The sequence below is a fragment of the Agathobacter ruminis genome, assembly GCF_002735305.1.
GTDB lineage: Bacteria > Bacillota > Clostridia > Lachnospirales > Lachnospiraceae > Roseburia > Roseburia ruminis.
This window is the reverse complement of the sequence record NZ_PDYG01000012.1, coordinates 1-19,014: the sequence shown is the minus strand read 5'-3', so window position 1 is coordinate 19,014 and position 19,014 is coordinate 1. Positions and strand designations below refer to the sequence as shown.

The 19,014-nt window shown below is 42.7% G+C and carries 21 protein-coding genes; all 21 read right to left on the bottom strand.

Annotated elements, in window-relative coordinates:
- Window positions 1-17: 17 nt before the first annotated feature.
- A complete protein-coding gene (frr, locus tag CSX02_RS03540) occupies window positions 18-572 on the bottom strand; it encodes a ribosome recycling factor (protein WP_031545657.1) in 555 nt (184 codons plus the stop codon).
- Window positions 573-587: 15 nt separating this feature from the next.
- The gene (gene pyrH, locus CSX02_RS03535) at window positions 588-1,283 is read right to left on the bottom strand and encodes a UMP kinase (protein ID WP_031545658.1); all 696 of its coding nucleotides are present in this window, start codon (window positions 1,281-1,283) and stop codon (window positions 588-590) included.
- Between the two features lie 25 nt (window positions 1,284-1,308).
- Window positions 1,309-2,013 (bottom strand): polymer-forming cytoskeletal protein, encoded by a 705-nt coding sequence (locus CSX02_RS03530; protein ID WP_031545660.1) that lies wholly within the window; start codon window positions 2,011-2,013, stop codon window positions 1,309-1,311.
- A 21-nt stretch (window positions 2,014-2,034) separates the two neighbouring features.
- On the bottom strand, window positions 2,035-2,955 hold the full coding sequence (locus CSX02_RS03525; RefSeq protein WP_099385662.1) for a polysaccharide deacetylase family protein: 921 nt from the start codon (window positions 2,953-2,955) through the stop codon (window positions 2,035-2,037).
- 156 nt (window positions 2,956-3,111) lie between these two features.
- Entirely contained in the window at window positions 3,112-4,047 is a 936-nt protein-coding gene (tsf, locus tag CSX02_RS03520; RefSeq protein ID WP_031545664.1) for a translation elongation factor Ts, read from the bottom strand.
- A gap of 29 nt (window positions 4,048-4,076) precedes the next feature.
- On the bottom strand, window positions 4,077-4,817 hold the full coding sequence (gene rpsB / locus CSX02_RS03515; protein WP_031545666.1) for a 30S ribosomal protein S2: 741 nt from the start codon (window positions 4,815-4,817) through the stop codon (window positions 4,077-4,079).
- Between the two features lie 169 nt (window positions 4,818-4,986).
- Window positions 4,987-5,508: a hypothetical protein gene (locus tag CSX02_RS03510; RefSeq protein ID WP_099385661.1), complete on the bottom strand. Its 522-nt coding sequence runs from the start codon at window positions 5,506-5,508 to the stop codon at window positions 4,987-4,989.
- Complete coding sequence (locus CSX02_RS03505) at window positions 5,498-6,166, bottom strand: DUF6115 domain-containing protein (protein ID WP_099385660.1); 669 nt, start codon at window positions 6,164-6,166, stop codon at window positions 5,498-5,500. The genes CSX02_RS03510 and CSX02_RS03505 overlap by 11 nt, the downstream gene beginning before the upstream one ends.
- A gap of 13 nt (window positions 6,167-6,179) precedes the next feature.
- Window positions 6,180-6,470, bottom strand: a complete 291-nt coding sequence (locus CSX02_RS03500) for a hypothetical protein (protein WP_207653745.1) — start codon at window positions 6,468-6,470, stop codon at window positions 6,180-6,182.
- A gap of 46 nt (window positions 6,471-6,516) precedes the next feature.
- Entirely contained in the window at window positions 6,517-8,109 is a 1,593-nt protein-coding gene (locus CSX02_RS03495) for a DUF342 domain-containing protein (RefSeq protein WP_099385659.1), read from the bottom strand.
- 11 nt (window positions 8,110-8,120) lie between these two features.
- Window positions 8,121-8,888 (bottom strand): FliA/WhiG family RNA polymerase sigma factor, encoded by a 768-nt coding sequence (locus tag CSX02_RS03490; RefSeq protein WP_099385658.1) that lies wholly within the window; start codon window positions 8,886-8,888, stop codon window positions 8,121-8,123.
- A gap of 12 nt (window positions 8,889-8,900) precedes the next feature.
- Complete coding sequence (locus CSX02_RS03485) at window positions 8,901-9,188, bottom strand: hypothetical protein (protein ID WP_031545683.1); 288 nt, start codon at window positions 9,186-9,188, stop codon at window positions 8,901-8,903.
- Window positions 9,189-9,207: 19 nt separating this feature from the next.
- Window positions 9,208-9,693: a chemotaxis protein CheD gene (locus CSX02_RS03480; protein WP_031545685.1), complete on the bottom strand. Its 486-nt coding sequence runs from the start codon at window positions 9,691-9,693 to the stop codon at window positions 9,208-9,210.
- A 28-nt stretch (window positions 9,694-9,721) separates the two neighbouring features.
- On the bottom strand, window positions 9,722-10,342 hold the full coding sequence (locus tag CSX02_RS03475) for a chemotaxis protein CheC (protein ID WP_031545688.1): 621 nt from the start codon (window positions 10,340-10,342) through the stop codon (window positions 9,722-9,724).
- Window positions 10,343-10,413: 71 nt separating this feature from the next.
- Complete coding sequence (locus CSX02_RS03470) at window positions 10,414-10,881, bottom strand: chemotaxis protein CheW (protein WP_031545690.1); 468 nt, start codon at window positions 10,879-10,881, stop codon at window positions 10,414-10,416.
- Window positions 10,882-10,893: 12 nt separating this feature from the next.
- On the bottom strand, window positions 10,894-12,975 hold the full coding sequence (locus tag CSX02_RS03465; RefSeq protein WP_099385657.1) for a chemotaxis protein CheA: 2,082 nt from the start codon (window positions 12,973-12,975) through the stop codon (window positions 10,894-10,896).
- A 1-nt stretch (window position 12,976) separates the two neighbouring features.
- Window positions 12,977-14,119, bottom strand: coding sequence for a chemotaxis-specific protein-glutamate methyltransferase CheB (gene cheB / locus CSX02_RS03460; protein WP_099385656.1), 1,143 nt, complete (start codon window positions 14,117-14,119; stop codon window positions 12,977-12,979).
- Between the two features lie 9 nt (window positions 14,120-14,128).
- Entirely contained in the window at window positions 14,129-14,869 is a 741-nt protein-coding gene (locus CSX02_RS03455; protein WP_099385655.1) for a flagellar brake protein, read from the bottom strand.
- 20 nt (window positions 14,870-14,889) lie between these two features.
- The gene (locus CSX02_RS03450) at window positions 14,890-15,768 is read right to left on the bottom strand and encodes a MinD/ParA family protein (RefSeq protein WP_031545698.1); all 879 of its coding nucleotides are present in this window, start codon (window positions 15,766-15,768) and stop codon (window positions 14,890-14,892) included.
- A 3-nt stretch (window positions 15,769-15,771) separates the two neighbouring features.
- On the bottom strand, window positions 15,772-17,034 hold the full coding sequence (gene flhF / locus CSX02_RS03445; protein ID WP_031545700.1) for a flagellar biosynthesis protein FlhF: 1,263 nt from the start codon (window positions 17,032-17,034) through the stop codon (window positions 15,772-15,774).
- On the bottom strand, window positions 17,035-19,014 hold a 1,980-nt coding region (gene flhA / locus CSX02_RS03440; RefSeq protein WP_099385654.1), incomplete at its 5' end, for a flagellar biosynthesis protein FlhA.

Here is a 19,014-nt window from a genome sequence, read left to right as displayed (position 1 = left end):
AAATTTCATCGATTTTACTAAACCGTAAGGATTTCTTTTGATTTCTCTTCGATTGCCTTATCGATTTTTGCAATGAACTGGTCTGTCAGTTTCTGCATGCCATCTTCAAGATCTGCAACTGCATCCTCTGACATATCCTCGCTCTTACCGAGCTTCTTGAATGCGTCCATACCGTCACGACGGATGTTTCTGGTTGCGACCTTGGCATCTTCGCCATGCTTTTTCACATCTTTCACCAGCTCTTTACGGCGTTCCTCTGTCAATTCAGGGAAAACCAGGCGAATCACTTTACCATCATTGGTTGGATTGATTCCAATATCGGATGTAAGAATCGCTTTTTCAATTTCCTTCACGAGAGAAGCTTCCCATGGCTGAATCTGAATAATACGTGCTTCCGGAACACTGACATTCGCAACCGTCTGAATCGGTGAAGGTGTTCCGTAATAATCTACTTTTAATTTATCAAGGATATGAGGATTTGCTCTTCCTGCACGGATGGAAGCATATTCCTCATGCAAGTTATTCAGTGTCTTTTCCATTTTTTCCTGATAAGGAATTAATCTTTCGTCCATATCGTCCTCCTAGAATTATGCCAGAACTTTCGTTCCGGAGAATTTGCCATTAACACTTTCAACGATGCTGTTTGTCTCATTTAATCCGAAAACAAACATAGGCATTTTATTTTCCATACACATAATGGAAGCAGTCAGATCAACAACCGCAAGCTTCTTGTCGATTACTTCCTGAATAGAAATTTCATCATATTTCTTTGCGTCAGGATTCACCTTTGGATCGCTGTCATAGACACCGTCAACTGCCTTTGCAAGATAAATGCCCTCTGCCTCAATCTCAATCGCACGCAAAACGGTTGCGGTATCGGTTGAGAAATAAGGATGTCCGGTTCCACCGGCAAAAAATACAACCATATCACGGCTGAAATATTTGTTTGCACGATCCTTTGAAAAAAGTTTTGTCATGGAACCACATTCAAACGGAGTTAAAACGGCTGTCTTCATGCCAACATAACGGAAAATTTCAGAGACATAAATACAATTCATGACCGTGGCAAGCATACCGATCTGATCTGCCTTTGTGCGATCAATCGTCTCACTGGAACGGCCTCTCCAGAAATTACCGCCACCGATTACAATACCAACCTGTGTACCGGCATCAACAAGCTGCTTTACCTGCTTAGCAACTCCGATTACAGTTGCTTCATCAAATCCCTGATGCTTCTCGCCGGCAAGTGCCTCTCCGCTGAGTTTTAACAAAATTCGCTTCATAAAAAAGCTCCTTCTTTCCTATTTTTTAGATATTGAACAAGGTCTGCATATCGATATCCGCATATGCCTGTGAACAGAAACCTTCGATTACAGCACCATTGTTAATCTGTACGGAACGAGACTTGATATTGCCCATTACAACTGCGGATGTATCCACAACAACAGGTCCCTGAACATCAATATCGCCCTTAACCGCACCTGCAATAACAGCAGAGGTCGCAGTAATGTTTCCGATAATAACAGATCCTGCTCCGATTTTAACGGTACCGCTGCAGTTTACTTCACCTGCAATCTTGGAAGCATCTGCAAAGAATTCAGATGATTCACTGTTACCATTGATGGTACCGGTTACAACCAGCTTACCAAGACAGGTAACATTACCATTGATGGTACCCTGAATATCAAAATGTCCGTTTGAGCTTACATCACCGGTCAATACGGTTCCGGATGTAATGGTAGATGTCTCATCTACTACTACCGGTCCGTTGTTTACAGGCTGTGCATTTGCAGCCGGAGCTGAAACATTCTGTGCTGCCGGAGCCGGTGCAGGTGCAGGAGCTTCTTCAACAAGAAGTCCGTCGAGTTTGGACATTTCACTCTTTACATCGATATCCTGCTTTAAGGAATCTACGCTGGCAGTTTCTTCTGGAGCCTGAACTTCTTCTCCGCCCGGAACGAGCTCGTTTACTGCCTGTGAAAAATCGTCTTTGAAATCTTTAAATAATCCCATGGTAATTTATTCCTCCATTTTTTAATCAACGCTATCCGCTTTAATATATTGAACCTTATAGGTAGATTCATCAATTGGTAATACATCCACATCCGCTTCTTTTAATGCATTTACCAATGTGGTAATCGCTTCTGTGGTCTTTTGATTATGATCGCTGTCATGCAGGCGAATCACTGAATTCTTATAATGTGAAACACCCTGTGTCACATTCATTACGACATCATCAACCGTATAATTGGCTCCGGTATCACCGGCATTGACATTCCAGTCATAATATACAATCTGATTTTCATTTAAGACATGCACGAATTCAGCCATATTCAAGTCACTGATCTCGTTGAAACTGCCTCCGAGAAAGCGATAGTATTTGCATGTCACGCCTGTCACTTCGCGCAAATAATCCTGCAGTTTCTGCATATCTTCGAGAAAGCTGTCCGTCGAAGAATAAATCTTGCTGTACGAATTGGAGTAAGAAAGCATACCCAGTGTATGTCCTTCATTTACAATTCTCCGATAGATGGCCTTTGCCTCTTCCGAATCATCTCCGGTCACAAAGAAGGTCGCTTTGACATTTAATTCCTTTAATGCATCCAGAATCACATTCGTATTCTCATTCGGAATGCAGTCAAAGGTTAAATACCCCTTTCTCTGATCACCTTCCTGATACATATTGTCTTCCGTATCAATTCCGGTAACAACATTCGCATATTTATCATTTTGCTCGGTATCCTCCGTCTCGGAAGTATCGAGTGAAGTCACCATTGCATTTATTTTTTTGTATTTTTGATTTAACCCTACCACTTGCACAACCAGGATGATAATTGTGGCAATGGAAATCAACATCCAGCTTGCAATTGTAATAACAATTCCGTTTTTGATACGGTTAATTCGCTTGCGCCGCTGCTGTTGACGGTTAATTGTATCTATGTCTTTTTCCGGCATAGTCACCCTCCGCCATAAAATATCCTTATCTATTTTATCATATTTTAGAATCTTGTAAACAAAATTATGTTCGAAAGATAGGATAAATAATCAAAAACACAAAAACGCCACTTCGGCATTTTCCGAAGTGGCGTAACTGAATCAATCCAATAATGATTACATATTCATCTGTGCAGCAACTTCTGCAGCGAAATCTTCGTTCTTCTTCTCCATTCCTTCACCAACTTCGAAACGAACGAACTTAGCAACAACAAGATCCTTGTTTACAGACTCAAGATATTTTGCAACAGACTGCTTTCCGTCTTCTGCCTTTACATATACCTGATCTAATAATACAACATCCTTAAGCTGCTTGTTGATACGGCCTTTTACCATACCTTCTTTTACCTTATCAGGCTTAGCTGCTTCCTTAGGATCAGCCTCAATCTGTGCACGGATGATTTCGGTCTCATGCTCGATGTAAGACTGCTCAACATCCTTATCAGAAATATACATTGGATTCAATGCCGCAATCTGCATTGCAATATTCTGGATTGCTTCCTTTGCTGCATCATCATTTGCACCGTTTGCAGCAACGATAACACCGATTCTTCCGCCACCGTGGATGTATGAAACAACCAGATCACCGGAAACCTTCTCAAAACGACGGATAGAAAGCTTCTCTCCGATGGTTGCGGTCTTCTCAACCAAAGCATCCTTAACAGATCCTTCACCATCAACAAACTTCTCATCCAATAAAGATTCGATATCTTCGCCGTTCTTGCCACCTGCCAAAGAAGAAGCAAGTGCCTGCTTTGCAACAGACTCAACGAAAGTCTGGAAAGTTTCATTCTTTGCAACGAAGTCAGTCTCAGAGTTAACTTCTACAACTACAGCAGCCTTTCCGTCAGCAGCGATTGCAGCACGTGCGATACCTTCTGCAGCGATACGGCTAGCCTTCTTCTCAGCCTTAGCCTGACCATTCTTTCTCAAGTACTCAACAGCCTCGTCCATGTTTCCATCGGTCTCGCCGAGTGCCTTCTTACAATCCATCATTCCTGCGCCTGTTAATTCACGCAGTTCTTTTACCATAGAAGCGGTAATGTTTGCCATTTTGATTTCCTCCGAATGTATATAATCTATTATTCTTCTACTGCTTCATCAGCTGCTGCAGACTCAACTTCTTCTGCGGTAGCTTCTGTTCCCTGGTTTGCCTCGATTACAGCATCAGCCATCTTGGAAACGATCAGCTTAACTGCACGGATTGCATCATCATTACCAGGAATTACATAATCCAATTCATCCGGATCACAGTTTGTATCACAGATACCAACCAAAGTGATTCCAAGTGCCTGAGCTTCCTGAATGCAGATTCTTTCCTTCTTAGGATCTACAACGAAGATTGCATCAGGGATTCTCTTCATTTCCTTGATACCACCGATATTCTTCTCAAGCTTATCCCACTCCTTCTTGAGTGCGATTACTTCCTTCTTAGGAAGAACATCAAATGTTCCGTCTTCTGACATGGTCTCAATTTCCTTAAGACGCTCGATACGGGTCTGGATGGTGCGGAAGTTGGTAAGCATACCACCTAACCATCTCTCATTTACATAGAACATTCCGCAACGCTCAGCTTCGGTCTTGATTGCATCCTGAGCCTGCTTCTTGGTACCAACGAATAATACGGTACCACCCTGTGCAGCGATATCAGAGATTGCATCGTAAGCTTCATCAACTTTTCCTACAGACTTCTGTAAGTCGATGATGTGGATTCCGTTACGCTCGGTATAGATGTACGGAGCCATTTTAGGATTCCATCTTCTGGTCTGATGTCCGAAGTGAACACCTGCTTCAAGTAACTGTTTCATTGAAATTACGCTCATTTTGTTTACCTCCATTTGGTTAAAAAAGTTTCTTCCATGTATTCTCAATTTCAACCATCGGCTAGCGTTACCGACACCCGCTGAACATGAATACATGTGCTTAATAGATTAAAAGCCTTTGGCATTATAACATACCAAAGGCCTTGTTGCAAGCGGTTTTCTTTTAAATTTACTGTTTTGTAGACAAAATTTTGATAATTGTATCCAGATCCGCATCACTTGGAATTTCAAAAGTTCCGTTTTGCAGATAGGCATCCGGATAATGCGCATTATAATAATCATATAAGTCATTTCCGTCTTTGATGACACCGGCATCTGCCAGCATCTTTCCCGCCATTCTCCATGAGACATCATTGGTAATGGTCAGGGTTACCGTTTTCACCTCAGGTTCCCTCTGTTGTGTCTCCTCTGCTTTTTGCGTTTCCGTACTTTGTGTTTCCGTGTTCTGTGTTTCCGTATTTTGCGATTCCGTATTTTGCGTTTCCGTATTTTGCGTTTCTGTATTTTGCGTATTATTTTCTGTCTGCGTCGCATCTTCCGCAAAAACCATACCCAGCTTTTTTGCAGCCGATATAATCTCCGATTCGGATAGCTGTGAAGCATCATTATGAATATGAAAAGAGACTGCCAAAACAATGGTCGCAAATACAATTCCGATGCCCAGTCCTCTCAAATAGAATTTAAGCTTCACGATTTTCAACCTCCTGATACAATCCCAATACCAGTTTTACTTCACCGAGACCTCTTCCAAGTGTTTTGGCGATTTCGACATCTGTCTTACCCTGTCTGTGCAATTCCAGAATCCGGTCATTGGAGCGATTATCGTCCTCTGCTTCCTCCGTCGGGCTTTCAGACTGCATCATCGTTTCCGATTCAATGTTGTTGACTTTATTTTCCATTTCATTGGCAGCTTCCGACAAATGTGTCAGAATTTCATTTTCGGTTTCCTTCATCTGCGCTGAAAAATGAGACAAGTCACCAGCCAGACTGGTCAGCTCCCCATGTTTGTCATTGAGCATGCTGTACAAAAACATAATCTCATTATGCGTCTTGTTCATCGAGTCAAGCACTGTATCTGAGAATTCACTGATTGCCATAATCTTCTCGTTCGTCTCTTTTTCCATTTCGCGCTTGGTTTTGTCTGACGCCTCCTCAATGGCATCATCGATGGATGCGGTAATCTCCTCATTTGCATCCTTCATTTTGCGGTCAATGATGGTTTTTAATTCTATCTCACTTAATTTTGCAATTTGCTCGATATCTTTTTGTGAAAGCACTTCCTTCAAAAAGAAACTACCTATTATAAATATCAGGCCGATTACAATTAATATGATTTCCGTCGTTCCCATTTTGCCCCTCTGTCTAAATCTTAATATCAAACGAAGTTGTAGGTTGCTTACGAATGACACATCCGTCTGTCTGTTCTTTTTTCTTCTTCTCTTTCTTTTTGCGATTGTCAAAATAAAGGCCGTGCCCTTCGTCACGCGCATCCGCATGATTCTCGGCGCCGCTGCTCTCATCTTTATTGACGACCGCATGCTGCATTGCATCCGCCTGATCATCCACGAGTTTTTGGATGTTCTGCTGATCCACAAGCGGCTTACTGTCCTCATGATGCTTTAATTGTGAAACATCATCCGTTCTTTGTAACATTCCATTAAATTCTATCGGACGAATTGTCATATTCCCACCTGCTTTTCTAATAAATATCCGCTTTTACTTCACCTTCGGCCTTATGAAATTTCGTATGGCTTCGATTGTCTTTCAAATTCATACTGATATCCGATATTGCGATTGTAACGCCGGGATAAGCAATCTGCGACACAATCACATAAGAGCCATCCGTTTCGAGCATTTCCTGATGTATTGCCGCGATTTCTTCCTTTAGCGGCAAAAGTGCTGCATTTTCTTCTTTATATTGTTCAGCAAGCTTCTGTGCATAGATCAGTTTGTCTTTCGGAACATGCTCCCCTTTTTTGACCAAATTGCCATAATTTGCAATGATCACCTGCATGTCTTCAAGCTCCTGCGTTTTTTCTTTGATATATTTATTCAAATCCAGATAGCGTTGCTTCTTTTCCGGCTCAATTCCGACTTCAAGCATCGTCGGGGTTCCCATATTAGAGCCGAGATTTTCTGCTTCGATTACATTCTTGGCGCGAACCGTGCCACCGCTGATCAGGCCCTTTTTGCCCTTTGCGCGAACCGCATCCGCAGCAGATACATCGCTGCCCATAATAATCTCAGCTTCCACATATCCGCCGGCTTTTACCGTTGAATTTTCAATATATTTAGACATGACATTGGTCTCCGAAATCAATGTTCCCGAACCACCGCCATGGATTCCGCTTTTTACTACGATCTGACCGCCGGCCTTGACCGTTGCATTCTCAACCACACCGTTGATGACTACATCACCGGTCGCCTCAACCGTAAATCCGGTCTTTACATTGCCATTAATCTGAACATTTCCGTCATAATTGATATTTCCCGTGGAATTGTCAACATCTGCCGGAACTGTATATACATTGGAAACAAATACCTTTCCGTTTTGCAAAACGGCATGGCCTGTCACATCCGTATAAATCTCTGTCTTATCTTCATTAATGGTGATATTCTTGCCAAAGCCAAGCTTGGCAGTTTTTACATTGCGCGGTTTGATGATTTCACCAAACACATTTTTGCCGGGATCACCCGGGTCTTCTTTAATCAATCGGGCCAAAAGGTCCCCCTCTTTGACATGACTGATGGTATTTAAGTCTTTATAGTCTACAGACCCGTCTTCATTGCGCTTTGGCTGCAAATTTTTGACTGTATTAAAAAAATATTCAATCTTTGCATTTTCGCCCTGTCTGACAGGTTGTCCCTTTGCGATAATAATATCTTTACAATATACCGGTTTGTTCAGAAAATCAAAAATTGCCTGCTGGTTCAATCCGAATTTTACCCTTTTGCGGATTAAACTGCCGACAATCTCCCTCGCATCCATTCGTTGACCACCCGGAGATGCCGGATAAAAACGTGCATAAGCAATCATCTTATCCATTGAAACATCCACTTCCATCATCTCTCGGACTTCGTATCCATCCCACGCACCGATTGCGACTTCCGTTTCTTCCTCATTTGAAAGTGCTTCATTTAATAATTTGATATCATATCCCTGAAACTTTTTCAAATCCAGATAAGCGGTCAATTCATTGATTTTTAAATTTTCTCCACCGTCCTGTGCCGGATAAATATGTACATAAGCCTGGTCATCATGAAACACAAGCTGAAAATATTGATTTCGCATTTTACCCCCAACTACTGGCTATCCAGGATATCCATGTATGGCCCCATCTTCTTGCGCATTTTCACAAGAGCTTTGGTATGAAGCTGTGAAACACGCGATTCTGACACATCAAGAACCTTGCTGATTTCTTTTAATGTCAAATCCTCATAGTAGTACAATTCAATCACGCGTCGCTCCTTCTCCGTGAGCAACTGCAATGATTCTATCAACATTTCTTTTAATTCGGTCTCCGCAATCACATCCTCCGGTTGAGCAAAATGTGAATTATGCGTCGCATCCATGACCGGTTCCGGACCGGTTTCTTCAAATTCATTGAGCGAAACCAGATTGGTTACTTTCAGCTGGGATTGCCAATTCAGCAATTCCTCTTCGCTCAATCCCAATTCGTTTGCAAGTTCTTCATCGGTGGCAGTATGTCCGGTTCGCATCTCGATGGCCTTAATCGCTTCGTCGATGCGGCGCTGACGCTGACGCACGGTTCGCGGAATCCAATCCATTTTACGAATCTGGTCAAGAATTGCACCACGAATACGAAGACTTGCATAAGTTTCAAATTTGACCTGTTTGGTAGCATCGAACTTGTCGATTGCATCAATTAGTCCAAAAATTCCGTAACTTACCAAATCTTCATATTCAACATTATGACCCAGATACATACTGAGGCGACCGGCAACAATACGCACAAGCTGTGAATATTCAATAATCAGCTGTTCGCGCAATTCCTGTGTCGGTTTTTTTACATATTCATTCCATAAACTTTCTGTGTCAACTGCCTTCATCCGATACCCCAATTATGATTCTTGTGAATTATCCTTCTCAGAGAAATCAATATCTTCTTTTTCTTCTGATTCTTCATTCTCGCTTTCTTCCGGTTCTTCTGTTTCTTCTGTTTCACCAAAATCTCCGAAGTTTTTATCCAGAATGATTTTGATGATCGAACCAATAGCATAAAATACGATCAATACAATCAGCAATTCTTTTGCAAATGTAAAGCCGCTCAAATGCTGTGATAGTCCGACAACACAATAAACAGCACCCGCTGAGAGTGTTACGAGAGCAGGAACTTGATCCGTTTTCATACAACTCCCTCAATCTGTTCTAAATTGTTTTTACCGGTTTGCCGACAGACTTAATCAAATAATCTCCTGTTGAACAATCCAGTTCCACAGTACGACCATAATTAAGCCCTGTGTCCTCTGCCACCAGACGAATGCCAAGCTTTGTCAGCATCGTCTTTGCCATCTGTGCATTGCGGGCGCCAACCTGTCCAACCGTTGAATTGTTGGACACCTGGAACATACTTGCTCCGCCTGCAATTTTGGCAACCAGACGGGACTTTGAAGCGCCTGCGGCAGTCACCTGCTTGAGCAGTTCCTCAATCCCTGTATCACCAAATTTCGCTATATTTGAATTATTTCTTAACTGTGTACTGTCCGGGAGCATATAATGCACCAGTCCGCCAACTTTCGCTACCGGATCGTAGAATGTCAATCCGATGCACGAGCCAAGACCAAGTGTTGTCAGCACATCCGGGGCTTTCGCAACTTTCAAATCAGCCATTCCGACTTTAATTAAGCTACCCATGCATTTCTCCTATGAATGATGGAAATCCTTAAACAGGCATTCCCAGTGCTTGTAAAATCTTTGGGTAAGATTCCTGATCAGGCATCAAAATGAAATATCCCTGAATCATCACATCATCACCAAACTCTGTCTCAATCAACAATGCATTTTCCCCATATTGCCCAAAAATTACAGCCGGAACACTCAAAATGGCTGCGGCCATATCAACCGAAATGTAAGGTACAGACGGTTGAATTCTAAGATTTGTCATATTTGAAAGAGCGGATAAATAACTTCCCGCAATAATATTTCCAATTTCCTGCATAGCGGAAAGTTCCATTTCGGTAAACGGTTCACCCTCTTCATGAGGCATCCCCATCAACTTGGATACAAGATAAGCTGCGGAATCAAGTTTCAAAATAAACATCATGCTTCCGGTGATTGCATCTGTTACTTCCAAAAATACGCCGACAATGGTTTCCTCTTCCGGACAAATCGCATCCGAAAGTTTTGCGGCATCTTTAAATAATACAGATGGAACCTTCATATCGAGGCGCATTCCAAGCATTCCGGCAATGGCTGTTGTTGCATTTCCGGCACCGATATTTCCGATTTCTTTCAGGACATCCATGTACATCTCATTAACTTGATCTAATGAAAAATCTGCCATATTCTCTCCTAAAATCTCTTAAATAAAAAATCGAAATATAGTGAGGCTGAACGCCTCACTATATCAGTTACTTATTTTTCTTCCTTTTCTTCCACAATAGCACTTACTTCGAACAGGGAAATCAAAGTATCTCCGTTCTTTCCAATGCCATTGATGAAAGAATCTTTGCCCTTCTTAGGGCCTGTTGCAGGCGGCTCAATCTGGTCATCAGATAAGGTAACCACCTCACATACTTCGTCTACAATAATTCCAAGAAGGCCTTTTTCCTCTAATTTCAGGATGATGATGCGGGACTTGTCTGTAAATACATCTTCTTCCAATCCCATCTTTTTGCGGATACTCATAACCGCAACTACTTCACCACGAAGATTGATTACACCCTTAAAATAAGACTGTGCCTTTGGTACACGAGTGATTTTCTGCATACGAACAATATTATCGATGTATCCGATATCGATACCATATTTCTCGCTGCCGATCTGCACTACGATGTATTGTTTTGTATTCATCTCTGCAATTTCAAGACTTGTATCTGCCATATCGCACCCCCGTTAAATCAAAGTGTTCGTATCAATGATCATTGCGATTTCGCCATCACCGAGGATGGTTGCACCACTGATCAATTTGTTACCGTTGATATATTTGCCCAGCGACTTGATAACGATTTCCTGCTGTCCGATCAGATTATCTACAACAAGACCGGCCTGGCTGTCACCGCGTTTTACAATAACGACGGTAAGATTCTCCGGATCATCCTGTGGCTCGATGTCGAGCACCTTGTCAAGACGAACAAGAGGAATGACGCTACCACGAAGGTGGATTACTTCCTGAGCCTGAACATATTTGATATCTGTTACAGGAATGTTCTCAATATTGGAAATAGAACCAAGTGCAATTGCATATTTCTCATCACGGATTTCAACCATGAGAGCCTGAATAATTGCAAGTGTAAGTGGAAGACGAACCGTAAATGTGGTTCCTTCTCCAAGCTTGGTGCGGGTCTCTACATCACCGCCGAGGGCTTCGATTCCGCTCTTAACAACATCGAGTCCTACACCTCTTCCGGAAATGTCAGTAATCTTCTTTGCCATAGAGAAACTTGGCATGAACAATAAGTTGACGATTTCCTTCTGAGACATGGATTCTGCCTGTTCTGCAGTAATAATGCCACGCTCAATTGCCTTATTCTTAACAGCTTCGGTATCAATACCGTTACCATCATCACCAACCTGGATAATGACATTGTTGCCTTCCTGATATGCATTCAGGAAAATATGTCCGATTTCCGGCTTGCCTCTCTCCTTACGAACTTCAGCAGTCTCCAGGCCGTGGTCTGCGGAGTTACGAAGCAAATGCTGTAAAGGATCACCAATCTGGTCAACTACGGTACGATCCAATTCGGTATCTTCACCGGTCATGGTCAATTCCATCTTCTTACCGAGAGTTCTTGACAAATCACGAATCATACGCGGGAATTTGTTTACAACACTCTCGATAGGAACCATTCGAACCTTCATTACCGATTCATGAAGATTGGTGGTAATTCTTTCAAGATATTCAATCTGCTCATGGAATCCCTGGTTAGAAGATGAACCACCATCCTGACTGCTGATAGAAACCAGAGAGTTCTTTGCGATGATCAGCTCGGAAACCTGATTCATCAATGCATCGAGCTTTTCGATATCTACACGAACCGTACGGTTTGTAACAGGTTTTGCATCCTTCTTTGCAGGTGCTTTCTTGTCATCCTTCTTTACAGGTGCAGGAGCTGCAGGTGTTGCAGATGCTGCAGGTGCTGCAGGCGCTGCTTCAACAGGCTTTTCTTCCTTAGCAGGAAGCTCGGTAATTTCTTCTGCAACAACCTCTGAAATCTCAGATACATCTTTTGCGGCTGCAACAATTGCATCAAGCTCTTCATTGGTGGATACATAGAAGCTGAAATCAAACTCAAACTTCTCATCTTCGATATCCTGTGAGCTCGGACGATATACAATAATCTGACCGAAGTCTTCCACTGCACGGAATACAAGGAATGCTCTTGCTGCCTTAAGCAGACATTCCGGATGAATATATACGGTAAATCCATATACTTTGTTTCCGGATTTGCGGGCATCCTCAATGGCAGCGGTTTCACTGTCATCCAATTCCAGATGAAGGAATTTCTTTTCCGGTCCTTCTGATTTTTCTTCTGCAGGTGCAGCTGCCGGAGCTTCCGCTGCAGGAGCTGCAGCTGCCGGAGCTTCTCCATTTGCTTTTGCAATGAAATCATTCAATTCTTTGATAATAATCTCGTTGTCTTCGGTTCCTTCATCAGAACTACTCTTGACATTTTCGAGATATTGATCCAACGCATCAAGACATTTGAACAGCAAATCAATCATTGCGCTGTCTACTGCAATCTTGTCACTACGCACTTCCTGGAATACATTTTCCATGTCGTGTGTCAGATGCTGCATGCGTTTGAATCCCATGGTTCCGGCCATACCCTTTAAGGAGTGGGCTGCACGGAATACTTCGTTGATTGTATCCTTATTATCCGGCTCATTTTCGAGTGACATGATACAATCTGATAATGTTTGTAAATGTTCTGCGCTTTCGTCGATAAAAATCTCAAGATACTGGCTTACATCCATACTAATTTACCCCCACGCTTTTAATAATCGTTTTGGCTACTTCTTTGAGAGGCACAACATCATCTACTACTCCGCTGTCCGCAATCGCTTTTGGCATTCCATATACAACACAGGTCTCTTCATTTTGTGCTATTACATGAATCGGTTTGTGCTGAACCAACGACAGGATTCCGTTTGTTCCGTCCGCGCCCATACCGGTAAGCACTACGCAGACAATTTCATCATATCCCGTCTTTGAGAGAGAATCGTACATAATATTCGCACATGGTTTGAGTCCTCCGATTGCCGGCATATCATTAAACTGGATTTTGTGTGATCCGTCCGGTGCTTTTACCACCTCGATATGCTTGCCGCCGGGAGCGACATATACCCAGCCTTTTTGTAATTTCTCACCATCTTCTGCTTCCTTGACATGCACTTTGCTGATTTCATTCAGTCGGTCTGCCATGGATTTGGTAAATCCTTTTGGCATATGCTGAACCAGCACAACCGGTGCATCCATATTGGCATCAAGATTCGGAATTACATCCTGCAATGCTTTCGGTCCGCCGGTCGAACATGCCAACGCAACTAATTTGTTCTTTCCGGTTGCACGAAGTCTGGTCACATTCGCCGGCTTCTGTTTCTGTGTTGACATCACAGAATAGCTGGATTTCACGGTTCCCTGACTTTGTGTAGCTGTCCGTTCTACGCTGTTTGGCCTGGTCGCAGCCGGGCGCTGAGTCGTCGTCGGACGGGCTGAAGGACTGATTTTTAACACTGCAGATAGCACAGACAAAAGCTGGTTTCCAAACGCTTCTCCCTTTGCCTCAATGACATTGGTCGGCTTGGTTACAAAGTCGATCGCACCACGTTCCAAAGCCATCATGGTGATTTCAGCATCTTTGGTTGTCAAAGTGCTGACCATAATTACATTGGCACGGATTCGTTCTTCCTGCAACTTTTCGAGCAGCTGCAGTCCGTCCATGCGGGGCATGTTCACATCAAGTACCACACCATCATAACTGGTGGTCTTTAATCTTTCATATGCCTCAAGGCCGTCCCTACAGGTGTCTTTTGCCTCAAAATTACTATCTGCATTGATAATATCACATATTACCCTTCTCATGAGTGCAGAATCATCAACAACCAAAATTTTTTTCATACTTTTTTCCTATCTTCCGTTACGGATGCGTCGTTCTTCTTCAAAAACATAACGAACGATGGACTCACGATCCTTCATTTCCTTAAACATAAAATTACCGCGGTTTTGAAATTTGGTCTTATCTGTTGCCGATTGAATGGATTCAATAATTCTGGTGACCAGGAAGAAGACCTGATCGACTTTGTCATTTGACAATTGAATCTTGACCAGAATATAGGAATCTGCCGGAATCGGATAATCACTGACAAAGCGAATACCACCACCACTGATGTCAATTGCAACTCCCGGCCGCTCTTCCGCAATATAATAATCTTTCATAATTTCATGATAGAGCATTTGCGTCTTCGGATAGTTTGCAACTTCCTCTGTGATTTTGTAATAACTCATTTCGATATAACAGTCAATACGGAAAAATTCACGTCGTTGGAATTTTTTAAGCGGTGTCTTCCGTTCGACGCTGATCATATATAGATTTCCCCGCTTGTAGCGATCGAGCACGATTGCGGTGCAGGAATACAAGCCATGTGAAGTATAGAAAACCAGTTCTATATGAAGTCCCACATGGAACAATACCATCTTACCGTTATAGGTCGGCATGCCGATTTCCATTTCCGTATCGGAATCGGAAATAAAATCCAACAGCGAACTCTTGTAAAGTCTGGCTGCAATTCCATCATTTGCCGAATCCGGCTGAGCTGCAAGACGGATATCTATCTTGTCTCCTAAAGTTAAAATTTCCTGAACATCCATTTCGTTGTTTTCCTAATCCTTTAACGCTTTGTAAAAAAATTTGTCAGCAACTGGGAAATGCCCCACTTTACACGCGGTGCTTCCCCGTTTTCGCCATTGATCAGGCGGTCGGCAATCTCTTCATATGCCTTTGCCGATTTTGCCTTTGGGTCATACAGAGAAACCGTCTTTTGTGCGCGAACGGCTTTCTCCAGTACCGTATCCTGAGGAATCATTCCCAAATATTCAAGGCTTCCGTTCAAAAACTGGGAAACCACGGAATTCAATTTCTCATAAAGTGCAATTCCCTCTTCTGCCGAAATACATTTGTTGGCAATGACTTTCAACGAAGACCCCTGCGCCGAAAAATTCGGATTGCGATATAATGCCTTTAATAAGGAATACGCATCTGTCAGAGAACTCGGATCCGGTGTGGTCACCAAAAGCACTTCCGGAGATGCGATGACAAATTCGAGAACCTGATCGGAAATTCCGGCTCCCGTGTCAATGATGATGACATCCGCCAGATCGTTCAGTTCCGAAAGGCATTTGATCAGATACATGATTTGCTCACGATACAAATTATTCAACCCGATGATTCCGGAGCCGCCGGAAATGAATCCGATTTCCATCGGTCCCGGTGTGATAATATCCTTGATATTCATTCCATGATAAATCAAATCGGAAAGATTATGCTTCGGAATTGCTCCGAACATTACCTCTACATTGGCCAGACCAAAGTCCGCGTCAAAAATGACCACCCGCTTTCCAAGCTTGCGAAATTGTATTGCAAGATTGACTGCCGTATTGCTCTTGCCAACGCCACCTTTTCCACTTGTAATTGTTATCACGCGCGCAGTATTTATTTGATTTTGATTTTGAAGCTTAATAACATTTCTAAGCTGCGATGCCTGATCCATTCCCTAATTGCCTCCAAGTAACTGCTTCACAATCTTTTGGGTATCGAGCAGTTCAATATCATTCGGAACATTTTGTCCGGTCGTAATATAGGACAATTCCGTCTTTGTATATAAACGGATATTTAACAGATTTCCATAGGTATCGGTCTCGTCAAGTTTGGTAAAGATCAGTTTGTAATTTGCGATATCTTTATAAATATCTGCGATATTACACAAATCCTTATATTTCGTCGTCGCACTCAATACCAGGAATACTTCTTTTTCGATTTCTGCCGGGATCTCAGCGATCAATTTTTTGACAGAATTGCGCTGTTCCTCATTCTTATGAGAAAAACCTGCTGTATCTACAAAAATCACATCTTTGTCTGCGAATTCCGCAATTGCCTCATTTAATTCCTCCGAAGAATAAACCACCTTCAGCGGCACTTCGAGAATTTCCGCATAGACATTGAGCTGTTCGGTTGCCGCAATTCGATAGGTATCTGCGGTGACCAATGCAATGTCCTTATGCGCATCCAGCTTGAATTTGGATGAAATCTTTGCAATGGTAGTTGTCTTGCCGACACCGGTCGGTCCGATAAAGAAAACCACCTTCGGCTTATGCTCATTTAAGCTGATTGCCTGCGGTCTGCCGAAACGAAGAACCAATTTCTGGTAAAAATTGGAAAGGATCATATCCAGATTATTGCCCGGACGAATGGTCTTCTCAATCTCTTCCACTACCTGGTTTGCATATTTTTCGTTGACTTCATTATCCAAAAGTGTTGAATAAATCAAACGAATATAGTTTAATTCTTCCTGAGAAAGCGGATTGACCGGAATATTCTTTTCATCCAAAAGATTGGTCAGATTATCCAGGCGCTTCTCGATGGATTGCAATACCTCATCTTCATTTTGTTCGATGATATTTGCCTTTTTCAAATTTGCTGCCGGTTCCTGAGGAATCTCCTGCTTTCTGGTCACCGGGCGAATCGGAGTCTTTGGAATGACAAATTCCTTTTCCGGTGGTGGAATCACAATGTCCTCATCTGCAGTCAGATTAATACTGTCTGAAATCTTCTTTGGTTTTGAGATGGAACCGTATCCGTAATCTTCTTTTTCTTCCAAGGCAGCCGTCACTTCATAGGTCGAACTCTTGAATCCTTTGAACATGCCCTTCGGTTTGATTTCGCGCACATTCATCACAACACAATTTTCGCCCAGTTTCTCCTTTGCCTTTTTCTTTGCTTCTTCTTCTGTTTTTCCCTGAAATTTGTTGATAATCATTTAGGCTGTCACCATTCCCACAGATTGTAATTCTACATTTGATTCTACTTCATTATAAGAAACAACAATCAGATCTGAGAAATAATCCTCCGTCATTTTCTTAAAATACATACGCACAATCGGCGATGTAATAATAATTGCATTCTTGCCCATGCTCTCGAGCTTTCCGACTTCCTCTTCCACAGAATTCATAATCTCCCGCGTCTTTTCCGGATCGAGTGTCAGATATGCTCCCTGCTCGGTCTGCTTTACGGAAGACATAATCTCCTGCTCCACTTTCGGATCGAGTGTTACTACACTGGTTGTCTCATTTGCAGCAAAATATTTGCTTGAGATTGCTCTCTTGAGCGCCTGTCTCGTATATTCTGTCAGGACATCTGTATCATGTGTTGTCTGCGCATGGTCTGCCAATGTTTCAAAAATTGTAAGCAAATCCCGGATAGAAATGCCTTCTCTGAGCAGGTTTTGCAATACCTTTTGAATTTCGCCGAGATTCAAAAGCTTCGGTGTCAATTCGTCGACCAATACCGGATTGGTCTCTTTGATATTGTTGATCAGTCCCTGAACATCCTGTCTCGTCAAAAGTTCTGCGATATGGCTTCGAATCACTTCTGTCAGATGTGTTGCGATAATGGAAGGCGGGTCAACAACCGTATATCCCAAACTTTCCGCACGTTCTCTCTGACTTTCCGTAATCCAGATTGCCGGCAGATGGAACGACGGCTCAAATGTCGGAATACCGGTAATTTCTTCTTCCACATATCCCGGATTCATTGCCATATAATGGTCAAAAAGGATTTCTCCTTCGGTAACCTGAATTCCTTTGATTTTGATGATATACTGATTCGGATTCAGCTGAATGTTGTCTCGAAGACGAATGATTGGAACGACCGTTCCAAGCTCAAGCGCAATCTGCCTTCGAATCATAACGACACGATCCAGCAAATCGCCTCCCTGATTGACATCCGCCAACGGAATAATACCATAACCGAATTCCAGTTCAATCGGATCCACAGACAAAAGCGATACGACATTTTCGGGCTTTCGGATTTCCTCGGCCTCGGTCTCTGCCTGTTGAACCTCTTCTACAATCTGCTCTTCCTTCTTTTCGTTTTGTGTCATATATCCGTAGGCAATCAATCCGATTCCGAGTGGAATGAATACCAGCTTCGGAAGCGGTGTCACAACAGAAATTGCGACCATAACACCACCCACGATATACATGACCTGTGAAGTACCAAACAGCTGCTTGACCAATGTACCGGAAAAATCTTCTTCGGCCGAATTCTTTGTGACCAGAATACCGGTTGATAAAGAAATCAAAAGGGAAGGCAGCTGGGAAACAAGTCCGTCACCGATTGTCAGAATTCCGAATTTTTGAATTGCTTCCGCAAATCCAAGCCCCTGATTCATGACACCCATTGCAGTACCACCCACAAGGTTGATCAAAGTGATAATCAATCCGGCAGTCGCATCTCCTTTTACATACTTGGTAGCACCATCCATGGCTCCGTAAAATGCGGATTCCTGCTGAATCTTATCTCGGCGTTGCTTTGCCTCTGCATCTGTAATTGCACCGGTATTCAAATCGGCATCGATTGCCATCTGTTTTCCCGGCATCGCATCCAATGTAAATCGGGCGGTTACTTCAGATACACGTTCCGAACCTTTATTGATGACGATGAACTGGATCAATACCAGAACAATAAATACAATACCTCCGATGATGATATCGCTGCCGCCGACGAAAGATCCGAATGTCATAACGACATTACCCGGATCACCCGACATCAGAATCAGTCTCGTTGAAGAAACATTCAATGAGATTCGGAAAATGGTTGTAAACAGTAACAGTGTCGGGAAGAATGACATATCCAAAACCTCACGCGCAAACAGCACGCGAAACAGGATAATCAAGGCCATCGACAAATTGATTGCCAGCATTACATCCAAAAGGATATTCGGGATTGGGATGATAAA